The sequence below is a fragment of the Geobacillus sp. genome, from assembly GCF_017515625.1.
Taxonomy (GTDB): Bacteria; Bacillota; Bacilli; order Bacillales; family Anoxybacillaceae; genus Geobacillus; species Geobacillus stearothermophilus.
This window is the reverse complement of sequence record NZ_JAFWFM010000180.1, coordinates 1-24,604: the sequence shown is the minus strand read 5'-3', so window position 1 is coordinate 24,604 and position 24,604 is coordinate 1. Positions and strand designations below refer to the sequence as shown.

The following is a 24,604-nucleotide window of genomic DNA, read 5'->3' as shown; positions in this document are numbered from 1 at the left end:
TGGAAATCACTTCCACCCGCCGCATTTCCTTCATTTGAGGAGGTTACTATGCATTGTACGCAAAAACGTTATGATTGATTGGACACTCACCTAGACGATGCCAATCGGGCGACTTCCGCGAGCGCCTCATCGACGTGCCCCTTCACTTTCACCCCGCGCCATTCTTGAACCAACGTCCCATCGGGGGCGATAATGAACGTGGAGCGTTCGATCCCCATATACTCTTTGCCGAAGTTTTTCTTTTTCTTCCACACTCCGTACATTTCTGCCACTTCATGTCGCTCGTCGGAAAGAAGCAAAAACGGCAGTTTGTACTTTTCGATAAACGTTTCATGCCGTGCAACCGGATCCGGGCTCACCCCTAAAATGACAGCGTTCAGTCCGGCGAATTGCTCGTGACGGTCGCGAAAATCGCACGCTTCTGTCGTGCATCCAGGCGTCATATCCTTTGGATAAAAATAAAGGACGACATACTGGCCGCGGAAGTCTGAGAGCGAAACCATTTTCCCGTTGCTTGCCGGCAAGGTGAAATCTGGAGCTGGCTGGCCAATGGCGATCGTCATAGCGTTCCCTCCGTCTCCTTAATGTCTTCTTTTAGCGTAACGAAGACAGAGGAAAATTGCAACTGTCAACGGCGATCCGAGTCAAATACCGTGCGCGTGACGATAACAGCAGGCATAATGTAGCCAAGCAGCGCCTCGGCGATGGCGATCCACCGCCCGATGCCGACCGGGGTGACGTCTCCGTATCCGACCGACAGGAGGGTCATGCCGCTTAAATATAGACTGTCTTCCAGCATAGACAGGCGGTTTCCTGCTGCACTGCTTGGTGACGGAGTAAATACATGATGGCCGTTGGCTTGCAAAATCATATAAATCATCGCAAACCCTAGCAGCATCGTCCCATACCATTGAACGAGCACCCATAAACTGTCAAGGGAGAGGCGGTGCGTTGCTTGTACGCTCGCTGTCCAAAGCGAAGTGATGCTGCCGAGCAACACGGCGGTCACCACTCCGAGGAATGCGTAATCCATTCGCTTCCCTCCACAAATTGTCCGTAGTTCATATATACACCGTGAAACGGACAATTATGCGGGAATAAGCCGCCTTCCCAATCGGAACAGCGTGTCGCCCTCAGAGCCATACATCCCCCTGTTTGGACGAGAAAGACTGTCGGCACAACTTTTCGTTTGTTGCCTCATCGCGTAAAAGCACGGGCTAGCACGCTTTTTAATGTAGCTGCGCTATGATGGAATCGATTTTTTTCGTCATCATTCAATTCAATTTCGATCACCTCGCGGATGCCATTGCGGTTAATGACAGCCGGCACGCCGATGTAGACGTCGCGCTCCCCATATAGGCCATCGAGGTAGGCTGATACGGTCAAAATAGCGTTTTCGTTATGCAAAATGGCGCGCGTCACGCGGGCAAGCCCCATCGCAATCCCGTAGTACGTCGCTCCTTTTTTCTCAATAATTTGGTAGGCGGCATCGCGCACATTGACAAAAATGCGCTCGAGATCTTTTTGCGCTTCTTCCCCTTTGGACTCGACCAGCTCGCGGATCGGCATGACGCCGATATAAGCCTGGCTCCAGACCGGGAGTTCAGTGTCGCCGTGTTCCCCAATAATATAGGCATGAACATTTTGCGGAGCGACAGAGAAATACTCGCCCAACAAAAAGCGGAACCGCGCCGTATCTAAAATCGTCCCCGAACCGATCACCCGCTCATGCGGCAGGCCGCTGAATTTCCACGTCGCGTACGTTAAAATGTCGACCGGATTGGTGGCGACGAGAAACAGTCCTTGAAATCCGGATGCCATGACCGACTCAACGATCGAGCGGAAAATGGCAATGTTTTTGTCCACAAGATCAAGTCGCGTCTCGCCCGGTTTTTGGTTGGCGCCGGCGCAAATGACAACCAAATCGGCATCGCGGCAATCATCGTAATCGCCGTGCCAAATGTCAACCGGCTTCGGCGCAAATACTTTCCCATGGTTGAAGTCCATCGCATCGCCTATGGCCTTGCTTTCATTCGCATCGATGAGCACGATCTCATCGGCAATCCCTTGATTCATTAAGGCAAACACATAACTGGCGCCGACAAACCCGGCGCCGATGACCACTACTCGGGCTCCACCGTTGTTTTTCATTGCATTCATCCTCCCTCAATATAATGCGAACACTTTCATATAAATATTTTACGCGAAAGGCGCACCGCAATGCATGCGCGATTGTGGCGATTGTTTGACTATTGTTTGTCCATTTCATGACAGACGCCGCGGCAAACAACGGGAGCACTCAGCTCCCCGTCCCGCGGTACCTCCTGACCCCGGCGTTCCAGAGCATCACGGCGATGATGAAAAACAACATGCCGACAACCGGGGTCAAAAACGCATAACCATACCATTCCTGCTTATGGAGAAAATACGAAGCTGGATAAACGCCGACAAAGGCAAACGGCAGCACCCACGTTAATATATAGCGGATGACGCGGTGATAAATATCGACCGGATAGCGGCCGTAGCTGCTGATGTTGTACATCATCGGCATGATGGATGTGCGGGCGTCGGCAAAAAAACTGATCGTCGCCAGTGAAATGAAAATGCCGGCGTAAATCAATGCACCGCCAATCACAAGCAAAATAAACACGAAGACATCATACCAATGAAATGAAAGAGACAAGCGGCTGCCGGCATACAGCATAATGATCAGCCCGGGCACAGCGCCAAGCAACGATTCGAGCTCCATCCGCTCCAAAATGATCTGGAACAGGCTGTGAACCGGGCGCGTCAACACGCGATCCATTTCTCCCTGAACAATGTAGCGCTCGTTGAAATCCCATAGATTAAAAAAGGCGCCAAATACGGCGTACGGCACAAGGAAAAAGCCGTAAATAAACAACATCTCATCGCGCGACCAACCGTGAAGCAGCGTCGTATGGCCAAACACGACGAGCAAGAACACCAAGTTGACCGCCTGCGCCATGAAGTCGGACAACCATTCAATCAGCAAATCCGCGCGGTATTGCCATTTTGTCTTCATGTACTGGGCCATATATTGAAAAAAAACCGATACGTAAAACAAAGTCTACCCCCCTTGCACAACGAGCCGTTTTTTCGCCACCCGCCATAACAGCACAATCGGAAACCATAACAGCACGGACCATGCCGCCTGCAGAAGCAGGCCATCACGGACAGCAGCTCCTTGAAAACTTTCTGTGATGATCATGCTTGGAATGTAGCTGATGGCTTGAAACGGCATATACGCCATGAGCTGTTGCGCCCAATCCGGGTAAAACGACAACGGCAAAATCAGACCGGAAAATAGATCAATAATAAACCGTTTCGCCCTCAGCAGCCCTTCATTTCGGAACGTAAAAAATGTCACGACTCCCGCAAGCAAGTTCAGCTCCGAAAAGATGATAAAGCTGAATAGAAGCGACAAGCCGAAAGACAGCCATGTTTTGGCGTGTTCCGGAAACTCGAGCGGCAAAAAGAGCGATACAACCAGCAACCCCGGCAACGATAGGAAGAACAATCGGAACAGCCCTTCGCCAAGCCCTTGCACCGCTTTCATCCCTAAATAGCTGTACGGACGGATGAGTTCCGTCGCTATTTTTCCATCGCGGATTTCCATCGCGATTTCGCGGTCAAGGTTGTTAAAATAAAACGCTCGCGCCAGCCAGGAAATGGCGACATACGTCGTCATTTGCCCAAGCGACATTCCTTGCATCGATGATTTGCCGCCATAAATAGCCGACCAAAGGAAGTAATACGCTGAGATGTTAATGGCGTAAATCAAAATGCCAGTATAATAGTTTGTCCGGTAGGCAAGCATCATTAAAAAGCGGATGCGGATCATCTCGACATACTTACCCATTAGCCGCACCTTCTTGATAAATATTGCGGATGATCTCCTCCGTCGGCACTTCATGAATGTGGATGTCTTGCAGTGGATAGCGGGCGGCGACGCGGCTGACGACTTCCGGCACGCCTCCTGATGGAACGTGCGCCACCCAAACGTTCGGCTGTTCACCTTGTTTCCAATTAACATCCAATCCAGTTGTCAGCTCCTGCAAGGCAACGAGGGGGGGCTTCTTCAACAAATGTAAACGAAATCCGTTTTCCTTGGCCCCATTTTTCTTTCAACTGCCCGAGCGAACCGTCATAAATGATTTTCCCTTCATCAAGCATAATCACCCGCTCGCAAAGCGCTTCAATGTCTGACATATCGTGCGTCGTCAGCAGGATCGTCGTGCCATACCGTTCATTCAATTGCTTTAAAAACTGGCGGATGTTCAGTTTCACCAGCACATCCAAACCGATGGTCGGCTCGTCCAAAAACAACAGCGGCGGGTTGTGAATGAGGGCGGCGGCGAGCTCGCAGCGCATCCGCTGGCCAAGCGACAGCTTGCGCACCGGCTTGTCAAGGAGCGGACCGATGTCTAGCATCTCGATGACTTCGCCCATATGACGGCGATATTGCTCATCGGGGACGCGGTATACTTTTTTTAACAGACGAAACGATTCTTGCACGGCGATGTCCCACCATAATTGCGAGCGCTGGCCGAAGACGACGCCGATCTTCCGCACAAATTTCTCCCGCTCTTTATGCGGATTCATCCCGTTGACGACAATGCGCCCGGATGTCGGCGTTAAAATGCCGGTCAACATTTTGATCGTCGTTGACTTGCCGGCGCCGTTTTCGCCAATATAGCCGACGATCTCTCCTTGCCTGACCGCAAACGAAATGCCGTCCACCGCCCGGATGGTCGCATAACGGCGCGTCCATAAATCGCGAAACGCTCCGACGAGGCCGGAGCGGCTTTTGTGCACTTTAAATTCTTTGCGCAATTGTTCTACTTCGATGGCGTTCATCGTTCTCCTCCTGCCTCTTCATCACATCAACATCAAAAAGGACGTCATCCGCCCTTCTCCTATGTTGCAATTATACATAAATCGTTGCTATTTTCACCTTTTTTGTTTTTCCAGACAAGTGTGCGCGCTATGGTAAAATAAAGAGGAAGTCATCGGGGACAGGAGGATGAAGCGATGCAATGGACAAAATCGGAGCAATTGTATGAAGAAGCGCTCCAGCACATCGTTGGCGGGGTGAACAGCCCGTCTCGCTCATACAAAGCGGTCGGCGGCGGTGCCCCAGTCGTGATGGAGCGGGCGCAAGGGGCGTATTTTTGGGATGTGGATGGAAACAAGTACATCGACTACTTGGCCGCCTACGGACCGATCATCGCCGGGCACGCCCATCCGCACATCGCGGAAGCCATCCGCCGCGCCGCCGAGACCGGTGTGTTGTACGGCACGCCGACGCCGCATGAGATTACATTTGCGAAGATGTTGAAAGAGGCGATTCCGTCGCTTGAGAAAGTCCGCTTTGTCAACTCGGGGACGGAAGCGGTGATGACGACAATCCGCGTCGCCCGCGCCTACACCGGACGAAGCAAAATCGTCAAATTCGAAGGCTGCTACCACGGCCATTCGGACCTTGTACTTGTCGCCGCCGGCTCGGGGCCATCGACGTTGGGGACGCCGGATTCAGCCGGCGTGCCGCAAAGCATCGCCCAAGAAGTCATTACCGTGCCATACAACGATGTCGACTCATTCCGTGAAGCGATGAATGTTTGGGGCGAACAAGTCGCCGCCGTATTGGTTGAGCCGATCGTCGGCAACTTCGGCATCGTCCTACCAAAACCGGGCTTTTTAGAAGCGATCAATGAGATTGCTCACAAGGAAGGGGCGCTCGTCATTTACGACGAAGTGATCACCGCCTTCCGCTTTATGTACGGCGGAGCGCAAAACTTGCTTGGTGTGGAGCCCGACTTGACGGCGATGGGGAAAATTATTGGCGGCGGTCTGCCGATTGGGGCGTACGGCGGACGCCAGAACATTATGGAACAAGTCGCTCCGCTCGGACCGGCGTACCAGGCCGGGACGATGGCCGGCAACCCGGCATCGATGCTTGCGGGCATCGCCTGCCTTGAGGTGTTGAAACAAGAGGGCGTCTATGAGCATCTCGACCGATTGGGAGCCATGCTGGAAGAGGGCATCCTTGCCCATGCTCGCCAATGCGGCCTTCCGGTGACCGTCAACCGCTTAAAAGGCGCGCTCACCGTCTTCTTCACGGACGAAAAGGTGGAAAACTACAAGCAAGCCCAGCGCAGCGACGGCGAGTTGTTTGCGAAATTTTTCAAGCTCATGCTCAAACAAGGGATCAATCTCGCGCCATCGAAATATGAAGCATGGTTTATCACCCTCGCCCATACAGAAGACGACATCGCCTATACGATCGAGGCGGTCGGCAAGGCGTTTCGGCAGCTATAAGCGCTTGCGCCTCCGTCACCCTCGTCAAACAGCGCCCGCGTCAGGCAGGCGCTGTTTTGTTTTCACTGCATTTGTTGACAATTTTGTGAACAAAGCAGGAGAACAGGAAAGGGTCATTGATTTCCACCTGCCTGCATGATATGATAAACATTAAATTCTGAAAATTAAGACTCGTATTTTTCATCCAGCAAGCAGTGGAGGAGGTGACCGGCGCCGAGGGGAGAGCGCCCTCCCGACCGCGCCTAAGTATACATGGAGCAACGTACATATCGTTCGGCAAACGAAGCGAACCAACGCGGCGCCATACTGTTGGCGGCAATGGAAAAGCGGAACATCCCGACCAACGAACATGTCCAAACTGTCCTTCAGGCGCTTGCCCAATGGGGCGCAAAAGGAAACGCTGCGATTCAGCTGGACATCCCGCGCAAACTATGGATGGAAAAACTCGCGAATGCTGGACAAAATCCGGAAATTGCAACAAACAGCTATTTCACCGTCGGCCATATACACGTTGCGCCTTCCGCTGACGCTGAGCGGGTTCGGGCGCACCTTCGCCAATTGTGCAAACAGTTCGGCTTCATTCTTCTGTTCGAAACCATCCGGCCATCCGCAGATGAAAGCGCCTTGTTTTGGCAAATCGCCATGCTGCCAGGCGATGTATTTTCGTTATCAGACCGCTTGTTTCGACTGACGGCCGCTATGGAACGCGAGCCGCACGTCCGCGTTGCTTCGCTCGGCCACACTCATGTGATCTATCAAGCATATACACTGGCTGATTTGTTGCGCGAACCGGATGTATCCCATCCGTTTTTCGCCTCAGCCGCTTCGTTCGCCTATGCCAATGGGGCGGAGTCTTTCTTTTGCCATCAGCGGCTCGGTTCAGCCGGCATGCTTGTCCATTGCGGGGAAATGTCTGTTGGCGCTGTGGAAACGCTTATTTACGACCACGGTTACAGCCTGCTCGAGGCAGCCGGAGCTGCCTTTTGGCCCGACGCGGCCAAACGACACAGCTTGCCGTCTATCGGACAGCTGCCGGCATGTTTGGCCGCCAGCTTCGAACAAGAAGCCGTATGGGTCGCCGGAACAGCCGGAGCGCTTTGGAAAACGGATGATTCCTCCCGTGTATTCATCGCCTCTCGTCCGCAGGGCGGCCATGCTGAACCGCTCGCTCCCGGCCAGCCGCTGGCGCTCATCCGTTCCACAACGGGGCGAACCCAATGGCTGAATGGCGACCATTTCCTCCAAGAGATGGCAATCCGCCTCTCCAATCGGCGCGATGCACATGCTCCGATCACCTTTTGATCCTTCACGCCCTGCTGATTTCGGCAGGGCGTTATATTTTTTTCCTTGCACTTATATTTTTTTCCTTGCACTCATATCTAAAAGTGTGTATAGTACTGAATGGTCTACGAAAATGGAAAAGGAGAGGTTTCCATAGATGAAGCTCGGTGCCCGCATTTTCAAAACGGGGATCGCGGTGGCGCTCGCCTTGTTTTTGGCGGCGCTCTTTCACTTTCCGTCACCGGTGTTCGCCGGCATTTCCGCTGTATTTGCCATGCAGCCAACCATTTATCGCTCATATTTGTCACTCATCGAACAAGTGCAGGCGAACGTGATCGGCGCCTTGTTCGCGATTGCGGCGGTTCTTATCCTCGGCCGCGACCCGCTGGTCGTCGGCTTGACGCTCATGATTGTGATCGCTCTTTGCCTAAAAATGCGCCTTGAATCGTCGACAATTTCCGTGGCGCTTGTCACCGTCATTGCCATTATGGAATACACGGATCGCCAATTTATCGAATTTGCGGCCATCCGCTTTTTAACGATTATGTTCGGCATTTTCGCCGCCTTTCTTGTCAACTTGATTTTCTTGCCGCCAAAGTATGAAAAGAAATTGTACGAAAAAATTCGCGATGAGACGGAAGCGATTTTGAAATGGATTCGCCTTTGTCAACAGCAGGCGACCGATCATCATCACTTAAAGGACGAGATCGAAACGTTGCACGAGAAAATGACGAAACTGGAGCACTTGTATTTAATGTATAAAGAAGAACGCACCTATTTTCGACGCCAACGCTTCCAAAAGTCGCGCAAGCTTGTGCTGTACCGGCAAATGATTGCCTCAGCCGACCGGGCGCTGTCCGTATTAAAATGGCTCCACCGCCTTGAGAATGAGTTGGGCCGCCTGTCCGACCCGTTTCGCCATGCCATCTTCCTGCACCTTGGCAGCCTGGTTGGGTATCACGAGCAAATGTTGCTGAAGTTTGTCCATCAAGCAAAGCCGCTTCCCCATCACATGTGGGCAGAAGGCATCGATCGCGAACGGGGGCAGCTCGCTTCCATGATTTACGCCGACGGGCAGCCACCTTCCGATTACCGCCTATTTTCGTTACTCGGCGCCATCATTGATTATGGAGACCGGCTTGAGCATTTAGACAAGTTAATTGATAGTTTTCACCATTACCATTACGATGACGAATTGGCCAAACAGCTCGAAAAGTCGGCAGGCGGCCGCTCCTAGCAGGCCGCCTCTCTCAATTTTTCATCCGCGGGTCAAGCGCGTCGCGCAGCCCGTCGCCCATTAAGTTAAAGCCAAGCACCGTCAGCATGATCGCCAATCCAGGGAAAATCATCGTCCACGGTGCTTGGGTCAAGAAGTCTTTGGCATCAGACAACATTTTCTTAATATTTTTGCTTACTACTGCAACTGCTGGATCGTCAACAAATGATAATAGCTTCCTCCCTTTTCCATCAGTTCCTCATGCGCGCCTCTTTCGACAAAAAAAGCAGAAAAAACCTGCCAGCGATGCCGAACAGGCTTTTTTCACGCCGCTATTTATTTTTGGTAAGCTTGAAACATCGCGTACCATTTGTCGATAAACTCGGGCGCAAACGGCCCTTTTCGCTCTTGAATCCAGCCGACAAGCTTATGGACGTTGTCTTTTAAAATGCGGTCAATCACATCCGGATAGTGCATCTCGCGGCGGTGCCGTTCGTACTCATCCTCATCGAGCAGCATATACGTCATGTCCGGAAACACTTTAATGTCTAAATCGTAATCGATGTATTTGAGCGCTTCCTCATCCCAAACAAACGGTGAACTTAAATTGCAGTAATAATACACCCCGTCCTCGCGGATCATGGCGATAATGTTAAACCAGTGCTTAGCATAAAAAAAACAAATCGCCGGCTCGCGCGTCACCCACGTCCGGCCGTCTGCTTCCATGACGAGCGTCTTGTCGTTGCCGCCGATCACATAGGATGGCGTTCCTTTTAACACGATCGTTTCGTTCCAAATGCGGTGAATCATCCCATTATGTTTGTAGCTATGGATTTGAATGATTTTCCCTTCCCGAGGATATGCCGGCATCATTCTTCCCCACTTTCCGACGGGAGCTTTTCTTCTGTATTATACCGTATTATACCGTGTTCTTTTGGCAATGAAAAGAAAAGCAGGCCGATTTGCCCAGGCCGGAACGGCCAAGCGGCGCGCTCCGTCTAGGCTCTGGACGCCATCTGTCCGAAAAATGCGCGGCGGATGTCTTCGACTTGCTGCTTCATTCGCCGCACTTCCTCGCGAAGCGCGGAGGTCGGCGCTTCGCGTTCGAGCTCGTCCAACTCGCGAGCAAGCTGGTCGCAACGCTCCATCTCATGTCGCAAAAACAGCGCTTCGTCCCCGGCATTCATCCACCCATGCCCCATCATTCTTCCTCCATTCTCCCTTCCCCTTTTGCCTCCTGGCTTTAACAAAACAGTTCGCTCCTTAAGCCGTTAATCCCTTTCGCTAATCTTGCAAAAGAGTGGCGGTTTTTGTCGCAAAAAAAGCAGGGGCGCGCTGCCCCTGCTTTTTCCTTCCATCTTCGGCCTATCGACTGCGCTCTTGTAGCAACATACGCCGTCGTCACAACCGCCAGGCGTCAGCCATGGATGATCGTTGGTTACTGATTGACATTTTGCGCTTTGCGAGCTTCCGCTTGCGCATTTTGTTGTTTTACTTGTTGCACATTCGTCTCAGCCGCAAATTCCGTTGCGAATTGGCCTGCTTGAGCAGCTTGAGCCGATTGGGCATTTTGTTGTCTTACTTCTTGAATGTTCGTGCCAGCTGCTGTTTTGTTCGGTTGTTTGGCCATTGTTCTCACCTCCACATGCCTTACTATGCCCCGGAGGTGACGGACTTATCCGTGGACACTACAAAAGCAAAGATCTTCCACCATCAACAATAATCGTCTGCCCGCGAATCATCTCGGCGGCATCGGATAATAAAAACAAAACGGCGTTGACGAGATCGTCCGGTTTGACTGGGCGCCCAGCTGGCGTGTTGGCCGCCGCATCGGCGAGCAGCTCGTCGCGGTTCGGAAAATGCTTCAACGCCTCCGTATCAACTGCTCCGCCGGAAACGGCGTTGACGGCGATGTTTTTCGGCGCCAGCTCGACAGCTAAGTAGCGGGTCAGCGCTTCCAGAGCGGCTTTCGAGACGCCGACCGCCGTATAGTTTTCCAAATAGCGGATCGACCCAAGCGAGCTGATACTCACAATTTTCCCGCCGCCAACCCGCTCCATCCGTTTCGCCGCTTCTTGGGCGCAAAAGAGAAGCGCTTTGCTGTTGATGTTCATCGTCCAGTTCCAATGCGTTTCCTCAAGTTCCAGCGCCGGGCGCAGCACGCCGGAGGCAGCGTTGTTCACGAGCACGTCGACCCGTCCGAACGTTTCATCAATTTTGGCAAACATCGCCCGGATTTTCTCGACATCGCCAACGTTCGCTTTGACGACGAGCGCTTTTCTCCCGAGCGCTTCAATTTCACGAGCCGTTTCTTCAGCAGCGGTTTTGCTGCGGGCATAATTGACCACGATATCATATCCTTCTTGCGCCAGCCGCATCGCAATGGCTTTGCCGATGCCGCGGCTGCTTCCTGTCACGACCGCTACTTTTCCACTCATGTTTTTCCGCCCCTTTACGTATAATATAGCCGAATTCCACCGCGAAGGAGGCGCAGCCTATGTACGTTGGCCGCGATATGACAGAATTGTCCATGATCCCGAAAACGGAATGGACAGACGACGAACTCGCTCATTTTCACCATTCATTCCAGCAAATCGCTCCGTATTTAAACGCCGAAGGGCAAACGATCTACCGCGAAATTCTCGAAGAAATCGAAGCGCGCGGCGGCCTTGGGCGCCGTGAAGCGACGTATACAAACGGCACGATGACAGTGCCTGACTAATGCAGGCGGTGCGCTTCGCCTGCCTGTTCTTTGTACTTACGCCAAATACGCTGGTGTGACACCGGAAACACATAAGACTCAAGCTCGTCGCCTGGCACGAGCCGGAGCGGCTCTTCCACCGGTCCGCCGTCAACTAGACGCCCGCGATACACCGTCAGCCGCCAAACTAGATGGGAAAACGCGTGATCAAACGAGGCAAACGGCTCGGCCAGCTCGATTTGCAAACCGTACCGCTCATGCAACATTTGTCCGAGCTTCTCTTTCCCTTCTTCCCCGCCTGTTTCACAGCCCGGGAATTCCCATAAATTCGCCAACAAGCCGGTGTTGCTGCGCTTGCGGATGAGAATGCGTCCTTCATCATCGGCCAGCACCGCTACTGCGAGCGCCACTTGTTTGACCGCTGTTTTTTTCGTTTTCACCGGTAGCTCTTCCGGCACCCCTTCGGCGAACGCTTGACAGTAGGCTTGCACGGGACAAAGAAGGCATGATGGGCGGCGCGGCGTGCAAACAAGAGCGCCAAGCTCAATCAGCGCCTCGTTAAACGCTCCCGGGTTTTCGTACGCCATAATCTCGCGGACGATTTGTTCAAACCGTTTTCGCGTCGATGGTTTCGCAACATCATCCGTCACGAAAAACAAGCGCGACAACACGCGCATGACATTGCCGTCCACCGCCGGTTCCGGCACGCCGTAGGCAAGGCTCAACACCGCCCCGACTGTGTACGGACCGACTCCTTTTAGCTTCGAAAACTGCTCCGGATCGTCCGGCACCTGCCCGCCGTACCGTTCCTTTACTTCCTTGACCGCCGCGTGCAAATGGCGGACGCGCGAGTAGTAGCCAAGCCCTTCCCACGCCTTCAGCACCTCGTCTTCTTCAGCCTCGGCGAGCGCCTCCAGCGTCGGAAACTGTTCTACAAACTTTTCAAAATACGGGATCACCGTCTCGACGCGCGTCTGCTGCAGCATCACTTCCGACACCCATACTTTGTATGGGTCTCGGTCTTTTCGCCATGGCAAGTCGCGGCGCTCCCGGGCGAACCAGTCAAGCAAATCGCGCTGAAACTCGCGCGCCGGAAACCGCTTAGTCCACGTTGTGATTTTCACTATTCTTCCCCCATGATGCCTATTGTCCATCCCATTATACCAAAAAGCCCTCGGCGTGGCTTGCCGCACGCCGAGGGGAAACGGAAGGAATCGTTCTCAACTTTCCTTAGCCGCCGAAACACAGGCGATTTGTTCATGCTGGGCTCGCAATCGCCGCAGCAAACCCGAACCCCATAATCGCCAGCCCTGTAGCCAACCTGCGCCGGTCCGGGAACCATTTCACAAGCGTCGACACCGGCGCAATGTATCCGACGCCAAGCCCAATTCCTCCCAACACCCCGTAAAACAAATACAACAAGTATTTCGAACCAAGCGCCACGGCCAAACCAGACCCCGTCACCCCGAGGCCAAAGAAGACGGCCGCCAATAGCCCGGATTTCCGCGGCCCGTGCTTTTCCACAAAATGGCCAAGGAACGCAGCCGACAAACCTAAAAAGCTGACAACTGAAACCTCTTCTTCCAAAACCAACAGCGTCCTGTGCAAAAGCAGGGCGCTGTTTTGTTTGCCAAAACACCATCCGCTGCCGGCTTGCGTCGGCAATGAATTTTAGTGATTCCGCCCCTCCCCAGCTGTCGGCGTCGTATGATACAATAGCCATACCGTTGTTTGCCCCAACTGGACAAGAGAACGGTTATTGGCCCGACCCCGGACGGGATATACTAACAAACGACGCTGACAAAGGAGGCGCCTTCACGTTGGATACAGGCACACATGTTTTGATGGGAGTGGCGCTCGGCAGCTTAGCATCGCTCGACCCCACCATTGCCCATGACCCGTTTTTATCCCATGCCGTATTGATTGGCACGCTCGCCGGATCACAGGCACCCGATATCGATACAATTTTAAAGTTGCGCAATAACGCCAAATATATTCGCAATCATCGCGGCATCACCCATTCGATTCCCGCCGTTGTCATTTGGCCGCTGTTGATCGTCGGCATCATGGCCGCCGTCTATCCGGAAACGGACTGGCTCCGCGTTTGGCTTTGGACGTTTGTGGCTGTTGCCTTTCACGTGTTTGTCGATATTTTTAACGCTTACGGGACGCAAGCGCTGCGCCCGTTCACAAAAAAATGGATCGCCCTTGGCGTCGTTCATACGTTTGACCCAGTTATTTTTGCGCTTCATTTGCTCGGCGTCGGCGCCCTGTTTCTCAACGTCCACCCCGGTTATGCGTTTCTCGTCGTTTATGCGCTCGTGGCCGCGTATTATGTGTTCCGCTTCCGCGAACAAGCCAACATTAAACAGCTCGTGCACGCCTCTATACAAGGAGTGACGGACATCATTACTGTGCCGACGTGGCGGCCGCGCGAATGGCATTTAGCCATTTCAACCTGCGACGAATTTTACGTTGCCCGCGTCAAACACGGCGAGCTCATCATCCTCGACCGCTTCCAAAAACGGCCGCTTCCCGACCACCCGGTGATCAACGCCGCCAAGCGCGATGAAAACGTCGCCGCCTTTTTGTCGTTTTCCCCGGTGTACCGTTGGGAAATGAACGAATACGACGACTATTATGAAGTGCGCTTTACTGATTTGCGCTACCGGAGCAAAGGATACTATCCATTCGTGGCCGTCGTTCAGCTAGACCGCAACCTCAACATTGTCAGCTCATACACGGGCTGGATTTTCAGCGAAGGAAGGCTGCGGAAAAAGCTCGAGGTGACGCCAAACTGACAGAGCGGCTTGTTTTGATCCAACAATTTGCACACATAAGCGCCGCCCTTCGTTTCATAATAAGAATACGTGTTGGCCATCCAACACGAGCTCGCCTCAAAAGGGGGAATGGGCCGTGCGAAATAAGGAACGCAACTTCCCGAACCAAAACAACAACAAGCTCGAAGGCGAGCCGCGCGCCAAAGCGGAATACGCGTCCAAGCGGGCTGACGGGACGACCAACACTCACCCACAAGAGCGGATGCGCGCTTCAGGCAAGCGCAGCGACTTCTTCTAAAGAGAGAAAAACCGGGGAGCATGGACACATTCGCCTGCTCCCCGGCACATTCAGCAGCGAGGTGAACGGTCATGAGTCACCATCAGCGCAAAAAATTTTATGACAACTTTTACTCGAATCCGTTCCAGCAGCCGTGGGCCAATCCGAAACACGCTCATTCGCAGGTGAACGGTGAAACGCAGCAAACGCTCGACCTCATCATTTTAGAGCGGGAGACGCGCAAGCAGTCGTAGCGAAAAAACTTAGGGGTTGTTCCCCCTAAGTTTTTTTCTTTCGACTCGCTTTCCGTCTGGCTGCAAACTGATCCCGCCTGTCATGAGGAGGGCAAATTCGGCTTGCGGAGCAGCGAAATCGGCAACGCTTCTTCCTCCCCGTTTCCTTTCAGCCGCCAGCCCCAGGCAAACACTCCTTTTAAATAGCGAACTTTGAAATATTCCCCAGGTGCTCCTTCAATTTCATAAATCTCTCCCGGGGGAAAATCAGCAGGGTTAAGCATATACGCTTTCGCCATGGCCATTTTTCGCTCATAGACAGCATATTCATTCACCATGCCCATCTGCTCCGCCTTACGCGCTTTCTCAGCCAACACGGCGATTTCCCGCTGCAACTCCTCTTTCGTCATCTCGCTATACCGTTTTTGGTCCTCTCTCATGGTCACGATCCCCCTTTTTGGTTTTCACCGCTGCCTTGCCCGCGCAGCCATTCATCGATCAAGTCGAGTGAAAACCCTTTCCGATAAAGGGCTTGGCGCATCTTTTGCTCATAAAGCGGCCGCGGGTGGTGCGCATAACGGCGGTGCGCTTTCTCCGCCTGAACACTGAGTGCCTCCCGTTCTTCTTTTTCAGTATGAGCGCCGCCATCCGCCAAAACGGCGGCAATCACCTCATGCGGAAACCCTTTGCGCATCAGCTGCTGCCGCACCCGTTCCAAAAACGCGCGAGCCGATTCAGCCCGGCGCTGTTTTTTCGCCTTTTCGTAAAGCGAGCGGGCGATGGCCATCTGTTCATCCAACGTATACTCCGCCAAACTCTGCTCGATCAAGCAGCCCAAAACACCGAGCCGTTCCAGTTCAGCGCGGATGAGAAGCGGCCCTTTCGCCGCCGTCTTTTTTTGCGTGCGCACGTAGGCGGCCGCAAACGCCCCGTCATCAACATACCGCTCAGCGCGAAGTTTTTTGAGCACTTCATCAATCACCGAATCCGGAGCGCCTTTTTTTCGCAAATGTGCAGCGACCTCATGCTCCGAACGCATCCGGTGCGCCAAAAAGTAAAGCGCCTGTTGATACGCCTTTTTCACCTCATCGGCATACACAATATGTTGAAGCAGGTCGTCGCTGATCTCCAGCCCTTTTTTCAAGCGGAATTGAAGCAATACATCTTGATCAACTGTCAATCTCAACGACGGTGCGCCGTCACGGTGCACGACAATCCAAAATCGTTCAGCATTTTGTTCGGTTGCGACAATGTCGGCAATCGTTCCCATTGTTTGTCCCCCTTATCTTTTATGGTATCATAAGCAGGAACTTCTGACACCAAAAGCGAAGTCATAAAATAAACCAATGGAAGGGGAATCAAGATGCGCATCGCCATCAATGGCGGAACCGGGCTGATCGGCCAGGCGCTCGCCCGCCATTTTTCCAAGCAAGGACATGAGATCTACATTTTCACCCGCTCTCCCAAACCTTCCGAAGGCAGCATTCATTATCTTTCCTTCGACAACGACCGAAAGCCTGAAGTTGTCGATGTCGCCATTAATTTAGCCGGGGAGCCGCTCAATCGAAAACATTGGACGGCGAAGCAAAAAGAGATCATCCTTGACAGCCGCCTTCGATCCACCGAAGCGATGGGCCGCTACATCGATTCACTGTCCCGCCCCCCGTCGTTGTTTATCAATGCCAGCGCCGTCGGCATTTACGGCATCTCGGACTCCGCGACATTTACGGAACAAACAGCCGATTACGGCAGCGATTTTCTCGCCAAGACCGTTCAGGCGTGGGAAGCAGCAGCGAGCCCCATCGAACAACTCGGCATCCGCACCGTCTACGCTCGCTTTGGCGTCGTGTTTGCCCGACATGGCGGCGCCTTGCCGATGATGATCAAGCCGTACCGGCTGTTTGTCGGCGGCCCAATCGGCAGCGGACGGCAATGGCTATCGTGGATTCATCTTGAAGACGTCGTGCGCACAGTCTCGTACATCATCGAACACGAGGAATTGTCCGGCCCGATCAATTTCACCGCGCCCCATCCAGTGCAAATGGACGAGTTCGGTCGTACGGTCTCCCGCCTGCTTCGCCGCCCGCACTGGCTTCCGGTTCCCGCCTAGGCACTTCGCCTTCTCCTCGGCGAAATGAGCATGCTTGTTGCCGAAGGGCAACGCGTCATTCCGGAAAAGCTGCTGCAAGCTGGGTTCCGCTTTTCGTTTCCAACGTTAGAAGATTGTCTCACGGATTTGTTTTTGCCGCAAGGCTGACAAAAAATATCCAAAAAAATTAACAAAAAAGCAATTCCCTTTTTTCATCTAATCGTGTATGATAAAGAAGACTTCAGGGCAGTTGTGGTTCATAACCGCATACGGACAGGAATAAGGGGAAGGCAAATGGTTCGCCACCAGCGCTCGCGCTGGTTCTAGTGGGTTCGATTCCCACCCCGAAATTTTTTTAACGATGTTGTTATAAAAAAATTTCGAGGGTGGGTTCCCGCTGGGAGGCTGCCCTCGGCATCCAAAGGAGGGATTGGCCATGTTGAAAAAACGCGAGCTGCAAGACTGCCATGCGCTGTACGAGCTGATGGTGCATCCGGACGTCTTCCCTTTCGTGCGCCAAAAAGCCAGCTCGTACGAAGAGTTTTTATTCATGACAAAACAGCTCATGGAGGCGGAAGAACGCGGCGAATTGATTTCGCGCACGATTTTAGACGAATGGGGAAACCCAATCGGCACGATCAGCCTCTTTGACATTCAAGACGGCGCCGGCTTTTTAGGAACGTGGCTTGGCAAACCGTACCACGGGCGCGGCTACAATCAGCGCGCCAAGGAATCGTTTTTCCACGAACTGTTTTATGAGCTTTCCATCGAAACGGTGTTTTTGCGCATCCGCAAAGTCAATGTGCGCTCGATCAAAGCGGCGGAAAAACTGCCGTACGTCACGCCGGCCAATGAAACGCGGCGGGCGCTGCTCGAGCAAATCGGCACGGATGTATACAATTTGTACGAAATTACAAAAGACAACTACACGCTTTATACGATGCGCCATCCCTCCTTTACGCTGGAAAAGGAACAACGAAAAGAAGCGTAAGCGCGGAAGGACGCATGACGATCGAAAAAGAGGCTGTCGTTCGGACATCCTCTTTTATTTATATATGCATAAAAACGGCTGGCCTCGTCCAAAATGGAACTAAAGGCATATCATGCAAAGCGAGGGAACGAGCGATGGAGGAAAAACGAAAACGCGAAAAAGTGAAGCATACGTTGACAAGCGCCCAAGAAGTAAGTTATGCCCGCGATTTTAAAATGGCGGACCAAGCGGGCGGTTACACTGCCAAAAAAGCGCGCCATTAGAAATGATTGCTATTTATATGGCGGCGCCGTCCATGCCATGCTAATGAATGAATCGTACGATTCACACTTCTTTATAGGGGGCATGGACGATGGGCCGATCTCGCGGACAACGGACGCGCGACAAAAACAAGGCAACTTTGCCGCAGGTTCCCAAACAATTGAAATCTGACGGCATTGACGTCGAATATTCGGCGGAATTTGCCGACCATGAAGACCTCGAGGCGCAAGCGCGCGCGGCCGCTGCTGGCATCCGCCGGCAAGAGCGCAAACGGTAACGGAAAGAGGTGTCCTTTCAATGGGACACCTCTTTCCTGTGCAGACCGCACCGTTATGTCGCCGCCTCCCCCGCCGGTTCGAGCACTTGGCTGTATCGCCTGTAAAAGAGGCCGAGCTCCCCTTTGTAATTGTCTTTCCACGGTTTTTCTTTGCCGCAATAATGAATAAAGACGGTGTTTTCCTCGATCCACGCCAAATTATGTTTTGGGTTGGGCAACAGCTGCAAAAAATCGTAATAACGGGCATCATAGTTGTAACGGTAGCTATCGACCGGTTTGATTTTGTCCCAATACAGCCCGTTGAGCACATCTTGGTCAGGAAGGACAAGCTTAAACCGGTTGTCGCGGATAAACTGGTAAATGTCCGCGAGCCGGACGTGTTCGCGCATCGCCGCGATGTTCATCATCATGACGCCCGTGTTGAAATAACCTTTCGCGTTCGGCGTTTTCAAGCGAAGTTTGTTGAACAAATTGGCCACTTTGGTCGAATGCGTATGCTCGGCGGCGATAAACCAGTTCCCCTCAAAGTCCATCTCATACAGCTCATCGATCGGATTGATGGCGACAATGTCCGGATCCAAGTACAGCACCCGGTCGACATCGGGCGGCAAAAACAAATGCGCCGCCAGACGGTAATACATCTCCACCGTATAGTGGCGAAACACCGGAGCATCATGAAACAGCTGCGGGTCGACATAAATTGGCACCAGTTCATGCCCTTGCTTGCGAACGAAATCACTAAGCGCCCGGATCTCCTCCTCCGCAATGCGCGAATAAAGCAAATAAAATGTAAACGGGCGCCGGTTATTGCAAAATAACGAATACATAAGCACTTTCAGCGGTGGAAGATAATTGGCGTCTGCCGTCACTAAAATGCGGAACATGCATCATCACTTCCTTTGCGTCATCGTTTCCCCTTTCTCTACATTATATCTGAACGCAGGCAAATGTTGCCCCCTTTTGGCCTTGGACAGCAATGTTTTCCTATCATCCTTTTCGTTGGATCATATTTCCTGTCCATGATATAGTGGAAAGAGAACAGAAAAAGGGGGATTGGAAACATATGGGGAATGTTCGTTGGGTGTTGGCTCTCATTTCGTTTTTAGCAATCACACTTTTCTCCTGCAGCAAACCGCCATCGCCGCACGATGCATTAAAAACGTACACCTCCTACTGGACGAAACAGCAATTTGCGAAAATGTACGACATGCTCTCAGAAGAAACGAAAAAAACAGTCGGCAAAGAGCAATTTGTTGACCGCTATAAAAAAATTTACGGCGACATCCAGGTGTCTCACTTATCCGTTGCCCCAGTCCCTGTTCATTCAGTAGCCAGTGTGCATGATGCCTCCACGATCCCCCCGTACTTTTTATCAATTTCCGCCGTAATCGTCAGCGTATCGTAAAGGCTTTTGGCCGCCATTCCGGCCGGCAGCCGCGCATGGCCGGCGATAAACTGCGTTTTCATCCGCTTTCCCTCTTTCCTCGTCTTTCTTATTGCTGTTATACCAACTATTATCTTGTTTCGCGGCGTACATCTATTTTCCCTGCCTCGTTTGGCAGGCAGCAAAAAAAAGCCGCCCGCCAAGCAAACTCGGCAAGCGGCAAATCGTTGCTTTTTAGCGCTTCTGCCTTGATGCAAGACGGTCTGCCTCCCAGTTCACCCACGCCCCGCTGTCTGGGTCAATCGAGGCGAGACGGAGCCAACCGTTTTGCACTTTGCGACGAAACTCTTCATTTCTGTCGAGCAGCTGCTCGATATAATAGGACGGCGCTTCGATGATGACAAGCAACCGAAGAGGAGCATGAAACAGTTCGCGATCGGACGCGGCGACCGACTGCCATGGAAAGCCGGCTAACAAGTCGCTCCCGTTCCCTTGCATGACGCCGATGCCGCCGGTCACCGTCTGGGTCGTTTTATCGCCGCTCCCGTAGTAGTGCGGTGCGACTGTTGAAGCGTAATATTGCAAGTTAATCCATTGTCCGACGGTCGCCGGCCCGGCGATAATGCCGGCGAGCGCCTCACCGGTCGGATCTTCGCGCCAATCGTAGCTATGCAAAAACACCCGGCCGTCTAAGTCCTTTCCTTTTGTCAACTTGCGGCGGCCGATCAAGAACGCAGCGTTCCGGGCCAATCCCCATTCTGGACGGATCTCGCTCCAATCAATGGCGCGCCGTTGCGCTTCCGCCACCGGATCGCGCGGCGTCTGTCCGACATGGGGGAGCTTTGCCATCCGCTCAGCGTTCGCACGGCGGCTCGCTTCGCCAAGCGCCTGCTTCAGCTGTCGAAACGACGCCTCAGCCGCTGCGGACAACGGCGGCATATCAAGCCAGCGGACTTCATCGACGGTCGTAATATGTTCCGCAGCGACAAACACCGTTTCATCCGGAATGTTGATCCCTTCAGCCGCCAGTCCAGCGCGCACTTCCGGCAAGTTGGCCAACGCGGCGAATACGCGGGCGTTGAACGCCCCGGCCGCACCACCGCACGCCCCGCAATCGAGCGCCGAAGCGTACGGGTTGTTGGCCGTCTCGCTTTCATGGCCGCAAACAACCACAAGCGGAGCGAACGAAGACGTCAAGCCAATGTTGACGAGCAGCTGCTTCACGTATTGCACTTGTTCCTCGGTTGTAAAGCCGATCGGCAGTCCAGACGATTCATCCTTTCCATGGCGGTGGAGCGACAAGTCCGTCTTCGGCTTATGTTCGGCTGCCGCTTCCGCCTGGCGGACGACCCGGCCAGCCCAAGCCGGCGCGGCGCTGCGGGCGAAGGTATGAAGGCCGAGCCATGGTCCGCTCATTTCCGGAAGCAATAAGCCGGCCAACATATGCTGTTTGATCTTTTTAAACGTCTGGCCGACAAAGCGGAATGCATCGCGCCGGCGACGGTACGGACGCGCCGCTTCCAAAGCGGCGGTTTCGTTGATTTCATGCTGCGGCGCGACGATCGCCGGGCATGACGGGTGAGCGTCATCGCTGTCAAGTGCGCGCGTTTGAATCGGCAAGCCGAAAAAGCCGGCGCAGCCATACGTTTCAAACGGTCCGGCCGCTTCCAAATGGCGGCGGAACGGCTCGGAACGGACGTCGATGCAAAACAATAGCTGCGCTGCCGCCTTCTTCGTCTCATCCATCGGCTGATGCGCCAATACCGCTTCTTTCAATTTCGCTTCATACGTATCTTCCCACGCTTCAAGCCAAAGATGACACCGGTCAATTCGCCAAAACCGATCGATAAACGCCAACCGGGCGCGCTGCTCTTTGCCGGACAGGTTCCGCCAGTCTTCCAGCGTCATCCCTCCCCAATGCAGCCAAGCGGCCAACAGTGAAAGAGCAGCGCCGATGTCCGCATGATCCTCCCGTTCAAGCGGCAAATATGGCGCCACAAGCGTCCATTCAAGCGACAGACGGACCGCCAAATAGTCAATCAATCCCCGCAATTCGTCGCCCGTCCGGCGCGACTGCCATACAACCATGCCAGCCCAGCCGGGCAACGCCAACAAATGCGCCTCCAAGTAAGCGGCGGTCTCTTCCTCCTGTACGCCAAGCTTCATCAACGCTTGACGCAGCGCCTCTTCCCCATCGTGCGGCCAATCGGCAAGCCGCTTCCGTTCCTCTTTCGAGAGCGCCGGGTCGGCGGCGATGAGCCGGCGCCATGCTCCGTAAAACCCCAGCTCACGATGTGGAAGCGCCCATGGCGCCGTGTTCGAACCATAAAACAGTTTGCACCATTTGACGGTTTGTTGGTCAAGGCGTTGGCTTACGCCGTGCAACGCGGCGCCCGCCGTCCGAACAGCCGCCGGACGCCATGCCGCCGCATGCGCCAGCTCCGCAAGTTCCGGCAGACGAAGCGCCTCGTTGGGCACCGTCTCATTCCAAAGGAGGGCGCGGCACATTCGCTCTGCTTCTTGGCGCCGCACCGGGAGCGGCTTGTTGTCAAGCCAACGCTGCAGCCGCCGCTCGACGAATACAAGGTCAATCTCCCCTTTTGCCATCGCCGCATGGAAAACCGCCATCGGCGGATACAAATCAATTCCATGCGCCTGCTGCAGGCGGGCGGCTGCGTCGGAAAACGTCTGCTCTTCAAGCCCCATCCACGGATGGCGGGCGATAAAGGCGGAAATCGGCCAAAGCGGCGCAACCGCCTTTGCCGCTTCGCTGACAAGCATAGCAAGCGGGCGGGCTTCTGCGCCGGTGGGCTTCGATTCCCCCGTTAGCCGTTCAAGCGGCATTGCACTTTTACTCATGAGCCATTCCCTCCTTCAGATAGGATGCCAAATAACGGGGATGCGCCTCCATAGCCGCTGGGCGCGGCTCCCCGAGATGAACGAGATGCATATACACCCGAACGGCAAGCGCCGATGTGCGCCGGTTTGCCAGCCAGGCAGCGGTCAATGCCGCCATCGCAAACAAGACGCCTACTGTCCATTCAAACGCGGCAGGCGGCACAAAAACCGTCGCTTCCCCCTGGCCGAGCAGCGTCAAAAACTGATGGCGCACCGTTTCCGAACCAAACGCCAACACAGCCACCGCCGCCAGGCCCATCCAGCGGCCTTCGCGGAAATCGGCTAGCCGTCCCCAAGCGACCGCCGCCGAGGCCCCAAGCAAAAGTGCGCTCAGCAGGCGGGCCGGTTCATTCGGGGAAGCGAACCAAAAAGACACCCCAAGCAGCACGCCAAGGAGAAGACCTCCCTGCCATGACCCGCTTCCTCGTTGGAATCCCGGCCGGCCGATCCTCGGAACAACCGAACCGGACTGCAGAAAAAGCGTCGCTTTAAACAGCCCGTGCAGCACCAAATGCACAACCGCCGCCCCGTAGGCGCCGAGGGCGCATTGCACAAGCATAACTCCCATTTGCGCCATCGTGGACGCGACCAGCTGGCGTTTATAGTCCGCCTGCACCAAACTAATGCCCATACCAATCAAAATCGAGCAAAAGGAGATCACAAACAATGCGATATGCGCCCCCGTCCCGCTAAAGAGCGGGGAAAAGCGCCAAAGCAACAGCCCGCCGGCATTGACGAGCCCCGCATGCATCACCGCCGACACCGGCGTCGGCGTCACCGCCGATTCCATCAGCCAGCGATGGAACGGCCATTGTCCAGCCGGGATAATGGCGGCCAAAATAAGCAGTCCGTTCATCACCGCCCTCTCCCAGGCGTCTAGGCGGGCAAGGCGCTCCGCCGACAGCGCAGAAGCAAGCTGCCATTCGCCGGCCGCCGTTCCGAGCCAGACGGCAGCGATGACGACGGCCAGCCAACTCAGGCTGAACACGACCGCCATTTGCCGGGCGACAAACTGCGCCGGCCTCCATTCTTTTTTCAATGCCGTTAACGCCACAAGGCCCATCAATGGAAGCCCCCAGCAGACGGCAACGAGGCGCATGTCGCCGCTTGCCCATGTCAGAGAAGCGGCCGACACCGTCCACGTCAACAAGGAAAAATAGCGCCGGTAAGCGCGGTCGCCATGCAAATAGCGAACGGCAAACCGTTGAATCACCCAACTGAGAAGTGAAATATAGACGGCCACCAACCAACTGACCGCATCAAACCGCCACGGCCCGGCCTCTGCGTTGCCGGCGCCGATCCATCCGGCGGCAGCCGCCGCTCCCGGAAGAAGCAACAGCCAGACGTGCACATGCACATACCGCTCCGGCATGCGCGGATGCAGCCATGCGGCTGCGCTGATGAAAACGATGGCCACTGCGGCGAGCCATCCCCATATGAACCATTGTGCTGCCATCACATTCTCCTCCCCTCGTCCTTTGTCTTCGTTCGGGAGAAAAAAGAAAAAACCGGCTATGTCAATCAGGCAACACGACCAAAAAGGCCGCACCATTGCCTATAGATTGCCCATAGCCGGTTTACCTTCAACCAATCGTGAGGCGATTGTTTGAAGATCTCCCGCTGTGCAACAGACACCGGTCGGTTTCCCTTCAACGAACTTACACTGGCGTAAGTTTTTTGAAGGGCTCCCGACATGCTGTCCTTTATGTTTATCCTATACTGTAGATGAGCAAAATCACTAACATAAATTTACATCGAAACAAAAAAGGAGACATGAACCCGATTCCTTGGTTAGAATAGATGTGCTACCAAACCATTTACAAGGAGGTTCATATCTAATGAATAGATTAGCACATCATCAAGGAATTCACAAGTTT

General features: G+C 53.9%; 25 protein-coding genes and 6 pseudogenes. 12 read left to right on the top strand and 19 right to left on the bottom strand.

Translation table 11 applies throughout. The features are described 5' to 3' along the window. Positions 1–86 precede the first annotated feature (86 nt). The 6 genes and pseudogenes from bcp to IKE44_RS10665 all read right to left on the bottom strand — a co-directional run bounded on the left by bcp (position 87) and on the right by IKE44_RS10665 (position 4,878). Entirely contained in the window at positions 87–563 is a 477-nt protein-coding gene (gene bcp / locus IKE44_RS10690) for a thioredoxin-dependent thiol peroxidase (protein ID WP_033009906.1), read from the bottom strand. A gap of 65 nt (positions 564–628) precedes the next feature. Beyond that, entirely contained in the window at positions 629–1,033 is a 405-nt protein-coding gene (locus IKE44_RS10685) for a potassium channel family protein (RefSeq protein ID WP_033016717.1), read from the bottom strand. Between the two features lie 164 nt (positions 1,034–1,197). After that, the gene (locus tag IKE44_RS10680) at positions 1,198–2,151 is read right to left on the bottom strand and encodes an L-lactate dehydrogenase (RefSeq protein WP_287465867.1); all 954 of its coding nucleotides are present in this window, start codon (positions 2,149–2,151) and stop codon (positions 1,198–1,200) included. A gap of 148 nt (positions 2,152–2,299) precedes the next feature. Beyond that, positions 2,300–3,085: an ABC transporter permease gene (locus IKE44_RS10675; RefSeq protein ID WP_049624102.1), complete on the bottom strand. Its 786-nt coding sequence runs from the start codon at positions 3,083–3,085 to the stop codon at positions 2,300–2,302. A gap of 3 nt (positions 3,086–3,088) precedes the next feature. Next, entirely contained in the window at positions 3,089–3,880 is a 792-nt protein-coding gene (locus IKE44_RS10670; RefSeq protein ID WP_049624101.1) for an ABC transporter permease, read from the bottom strand. After that, positions 3,873–4,878: pseudogene (locus IKE44_RS10665) on the bottom strand (ABC transporter ATP-binding protein). Before IKE44_RS10665 ends, IKE44_RS10670 begins: the two are co-directional and overlap by 8 nt. Positions 4,879–5,052: 174 nt before the next feature. Between IKE44_RS10665 and IKE44_RS10660 the strand changes: the two are divergent. The 3 genes from IKE44_RS10660 to IKE44_RS10650 all read left to right on the top strand — a co-directional run bounded on the left by IKE44_RS10660 (position 5,053) and on the right by IKE44_RS10650 (position 8,857). Continuing rightward, positions 5,053–6,339 (top strand): glutamate-1-semialdehyde 2,1-aminomutase, encoded by a 1,287-nt coding sequence (locus tag IKE44_RS10660; RefSeq protein WP_033016710.1) that lies wholly within the window; start codon positions 5,053–5,055, stop codon positions 6,337–6,339. A gap of 252 nt (positions 6,340–6,591) precedes the next feature. Further along, complete coding sequence (locus tag IKE44_RS10655; RefSeq protein ID WP_049624098.1) at positions 6,592–7,641, top strand: glutamate synthase; 1,050 nt, start codon at positions 6,592–6,594, stop codon at positions 7,639–7,641. A 136-nt stretch (positions 7,642–7,777) separates the two neighbouring features. Then, positions 7,778–8,857, top strand: coding sequence for an FUSC family protein (locus tag IKE44_RS10650; protein ID WP_049624097.1), 1,080 nt, complete (start codon positions 7,778–7,780; stop codon positions 8,855–8,857). Between the two features lie 13 nt (positions 8,858–8,870). On the opposite strand, the pseudogene IKE44_RS10645 reads toward IKE44_RS10650, so the two are convergent. The 5 genes and pseudogenes from IKE44_RS10645 to fabL form a co-directional block, all read right to left on the bottom strand. Continuing rightward, positions 8,871–9,017 (bottom strand): annotated as a pseudogene (locus IKE44_RS10645) (ABC transporter permease); the annotation flags it as partial. Positions 9,018–9,172: 155 nt separating this feature from the next. Next, positions 9,173–9,706 (bottom strand): nucleoside tri-diphosphate phosphatase, encoded by a 534-nt coding sequence (gene ntdP, locus IKE44_RS10640; RefSeq protein WP_033016708.1) that lies wholly within the window; start codon positions 9,704–9,706, stop codon positions 9,173–9,175. Between the two features lie 128 nt (positions 9,707–9,834). Further along, complete coding sequence (locus IKE44_RS10635; RefSeq protein WP_230581390.1) at positions 9,835–10,038, bottom strand: YgaB family protein; 204 nt, start codon at positions 10,036–10,038, stop codon at positions 9,835–9,837. Positions 10,039–10,274: 236 nt separating this feature from the next. After that, the gene (locus IKE44_RS10630) at positions 10,275–10,466 is read right to left on the bottom strand and encodes a gamma-type small acid-soluble spore protein (protein WP_033016706.1); all 192 of its coding nucleotides are present in this window, start codon (positions 10,464–10,466) and stop codon (positions 10,275–10,277) included. A gap of 58 nt (positions 10,467–10,524) precedes the next feature. After that, positions 10,525–11,274 carry an enoyl-[acyl-carrier-protein] reductase FabL gene (gene fabL, locus IKE44_RS10625; RefSeq protein WP_033016705.1) on the bottom strand — a complete coding sequence of 250 codons (750 nt, stop codon included), beginning with the start codon at positions 11,272–11,274 and terminating at the stop codon, positions 10,525–10,527. A gap of 59 nt (positions 11,275–11,333) precedes the next feature. Between fabL and IKE44_RS10620 the strand changes: the two genes are divergently transcribed. After that, positions 11,334–11,558: a hypothetical protein gene (locus tag IKE44_RS10620; protein ID WP_033016704.1), complete on the top strand. Its 225-nt coding sequence runs from the start codon at positions 11,334–11,336 to the stop codon at positions 11,556–11,558. Here IKE44_RS10620 and mutY read toward each other — a convergent pair. Beyond that, a complete protein-coding gene (gene mutY, locus IKE44_RS10615; protein ID WP_049624104.1) occupies positions 11,555–12,655 on the bottom strand; it encodes an A/G-specific adenine glycosylase in 1,101 nt (366 codons plus the stop codon). The genes IKE44_RS10620 and mutY overlap by 4 nt on opposite strands. Positions 12,656–12,800: 145 nt before the next feature. Then, a pseudogene (locus IKE44_RS10610) lies at positions 12,801–13,202 on the bottom strand (MFS transporter); the annotation flags it as partial. A gap of 155 nt (positions 13,203–13,357) precedes the next feature. On the opposite strand from IKE44_RS10610, the gene IKE44_RS10605 reads away from it, so the two are divergent. The 3 genes from IKE44_RS10605 (at position 13,358) to IKE44_RS10595 (ending at position 14,848) form a co-directional block, all read left to right on the top strand. Further along, entirely contained in the window at positions 13,358–14,338 is a 981-nt protein-coding gene (locus IKE44_RS10605) for a metal-dependent hydrolase (RefSeq protein WP_033016701.1), read from the top strand. 115 nt (positions 14,339–14,453) lie between these two features. Continuing rightward, on the top strand, positions 14,454–14,615 hold the full coding sequence (locus IKE44_RS10600) for a small, acid-soluble spore protein K (RefSeq protein WP_033009883.1): 162 nt from the start codon (positions 14,454–14,456) through the stop codon (positions 14,613–14,615). A 71-nt stretch (positions 14,616–14,686) separates the two neighbouring features. Then, positions 14,687–14,848 (top strand): YpzG family protein, encoded by a 162-nt coding sequence (locus IKE44_RS10595; protein ID WP_080706561.1) that lies wholly within the window; start codon positions 14,687–14,689, stop codon positions 14,846–14,848. 80 nt (positions 14,849–14,928) lie between these two features. Here IKE44_RS10595 and IKE44_RS10590 read toward each other — a convergent pair whose 3' ends face one another. Continuing rightward, positions 14,929–15,267 carry a YfhH family protein gene (locus IKE44_RS10590; RefSeq protein ID WP_033009882.1) on the bottom strand — a complete coding sequence of 113 codons (339 nt, stop codon included), beginning with the start codon at positions 15,265–15,267 and terminating at the stop codon, positions 14,929–14,931. 2 nt (positions 15,268–15,269) lie between these two features. Continuing rightward, positions 15,270–16,097, bottom strand: a complete 828-nt coding sequence (recX, locus tag IKE44_RS10585) for a recombination regulator RecX (protein WP_033016700.1) — start codon at positions 16,095–16,097, stop codon at positions 15,270–15,272. Positions 16,098–16,190: 93 nt separating this feature from the next. Between recX and IKE44_RS10580 the strand changes: the two are divergent. The 4 genes and pseudogenes from IKE44_RS10580 to IKE44_RS10565 all read left to right on the top strand — a co-directional run bounded on the left by IKE44_RS10580 (position 16,191) and on the right by IKE44_RS10565 (position 18,445). Next, a pseudogene (locus tag IKE44_RS10580) lies at positions 16,191–17,084 on the top strand (TIGR01777 family oxidoreductase). Between the two features lie 268 nt (positions 17,085–17,352). Then, positions 17,353–17,907 carry a GNAT family N-acetyltransferase gene (locus tag IKE44_RS10575; protein WP_049625089.1) on the top strand — a complete coding sequence of 185 codons (555 nt, stop codon included), beginning with the start codon at positions 17,353–17,355 and terminating at the stop codon, positions 17,905–17,907. Between the two features lie 134 nt (positions 17,908–18,041). Further along, on the top strand, positions 18,042–18,170 hold the full coding sequence (locus IKE44_RS10570; RefSeq protein ID WP_080706560.1) for a YfhE family protein: 129 nt from the start codon (positions 18,042–18,044) through the stop codon (positions 18,168–18,170). A gap of 89 nt (positions 18,171–18,259) precedes the next feature. Beyond that, positions 18,260–18,445 (top strand): YfhD family protein, encoded by a 186-nt coding sequence (locus IKE44_RS10565; RefSeq protein WP_033009876.1) that lies wholly within the window; start codon positions 18,260–18,262, stop codon positions 18,443–18,445. A gap of 53 nt (positions 18,446–18,498) precedes the next feature. Here IKE44_RS10565 and IKE44_RS10560 read toward each other — a convergent pair whose 3' ends face one another. Beyond that, positions 18,499–19,329, bottom strand: coding sequence for a glycosyltransferase family 8 protein (locus IKE44_RS10560; RefSeq protein ID WP_033016696.1), 831 nt, complete (start codon positions 19,327–19,329; stop codon positions 18,499–18,501). Between the two features lie 92 nt (positions 19,330–19,421). On the opposite strand from IKE44_RS10560, the pseudogene IKE44_RS13775 reads away from it, so the two are divergent. Next, positions 19,422–19,724 (top strand): annotated as a pseudogene (locus IKE44_RS13775) (NTF2-like N-terminal transpeptidase domain-containing protein); the annotation flags it as partial. Positions 19,725–19,768: 44 nt separating this feature from the next. On the opposite strand, the pseudogene IKE44_RS10550 reads toward IKE44_RS13775, so the two are convergent. The 3 genes and pseudogenes from IKE44_RS10550 to IKE44_RS10540 form a co-directional block, all read right to left on the bottom strand. Then, positions 19,769–19,912 (bottom strand): annotated as a pseudogene (locus IKE44_RS10550) (DUF3870 domain-containing protein); the annotation flags it as partial. Positions 19,913–20,063: 151 nt separating this feature from the next. Beyond that, positions 20,064–22,688, bottom strand: coding sequence for a DUF2309 domain-containing protein (locus IKE44_RS10545; protein WP_049625090.1), 2,625 nt, complete (start codon positions 22,686–22,688; stop codon positions 20,064–20,066). After that, on the bottom strand, positions 22,681–24,183 hold the full coding sequence (locus IKE44_RS10540) for an NADH dehydrogenase subunit 5 (RefSeq protein ID WP_049625091.1): 1,503 nt from the start codon (positions 24,181–24,183) through the stop codon (positions 22,681–22,683). Before IKE44_RS10540 ends, IKE44_RS10545 begins: the two co-directional genes overlap by 8 nt. Between the last annotated feature and the right edge of the window lie 421 nt (positions 24,184–24,604).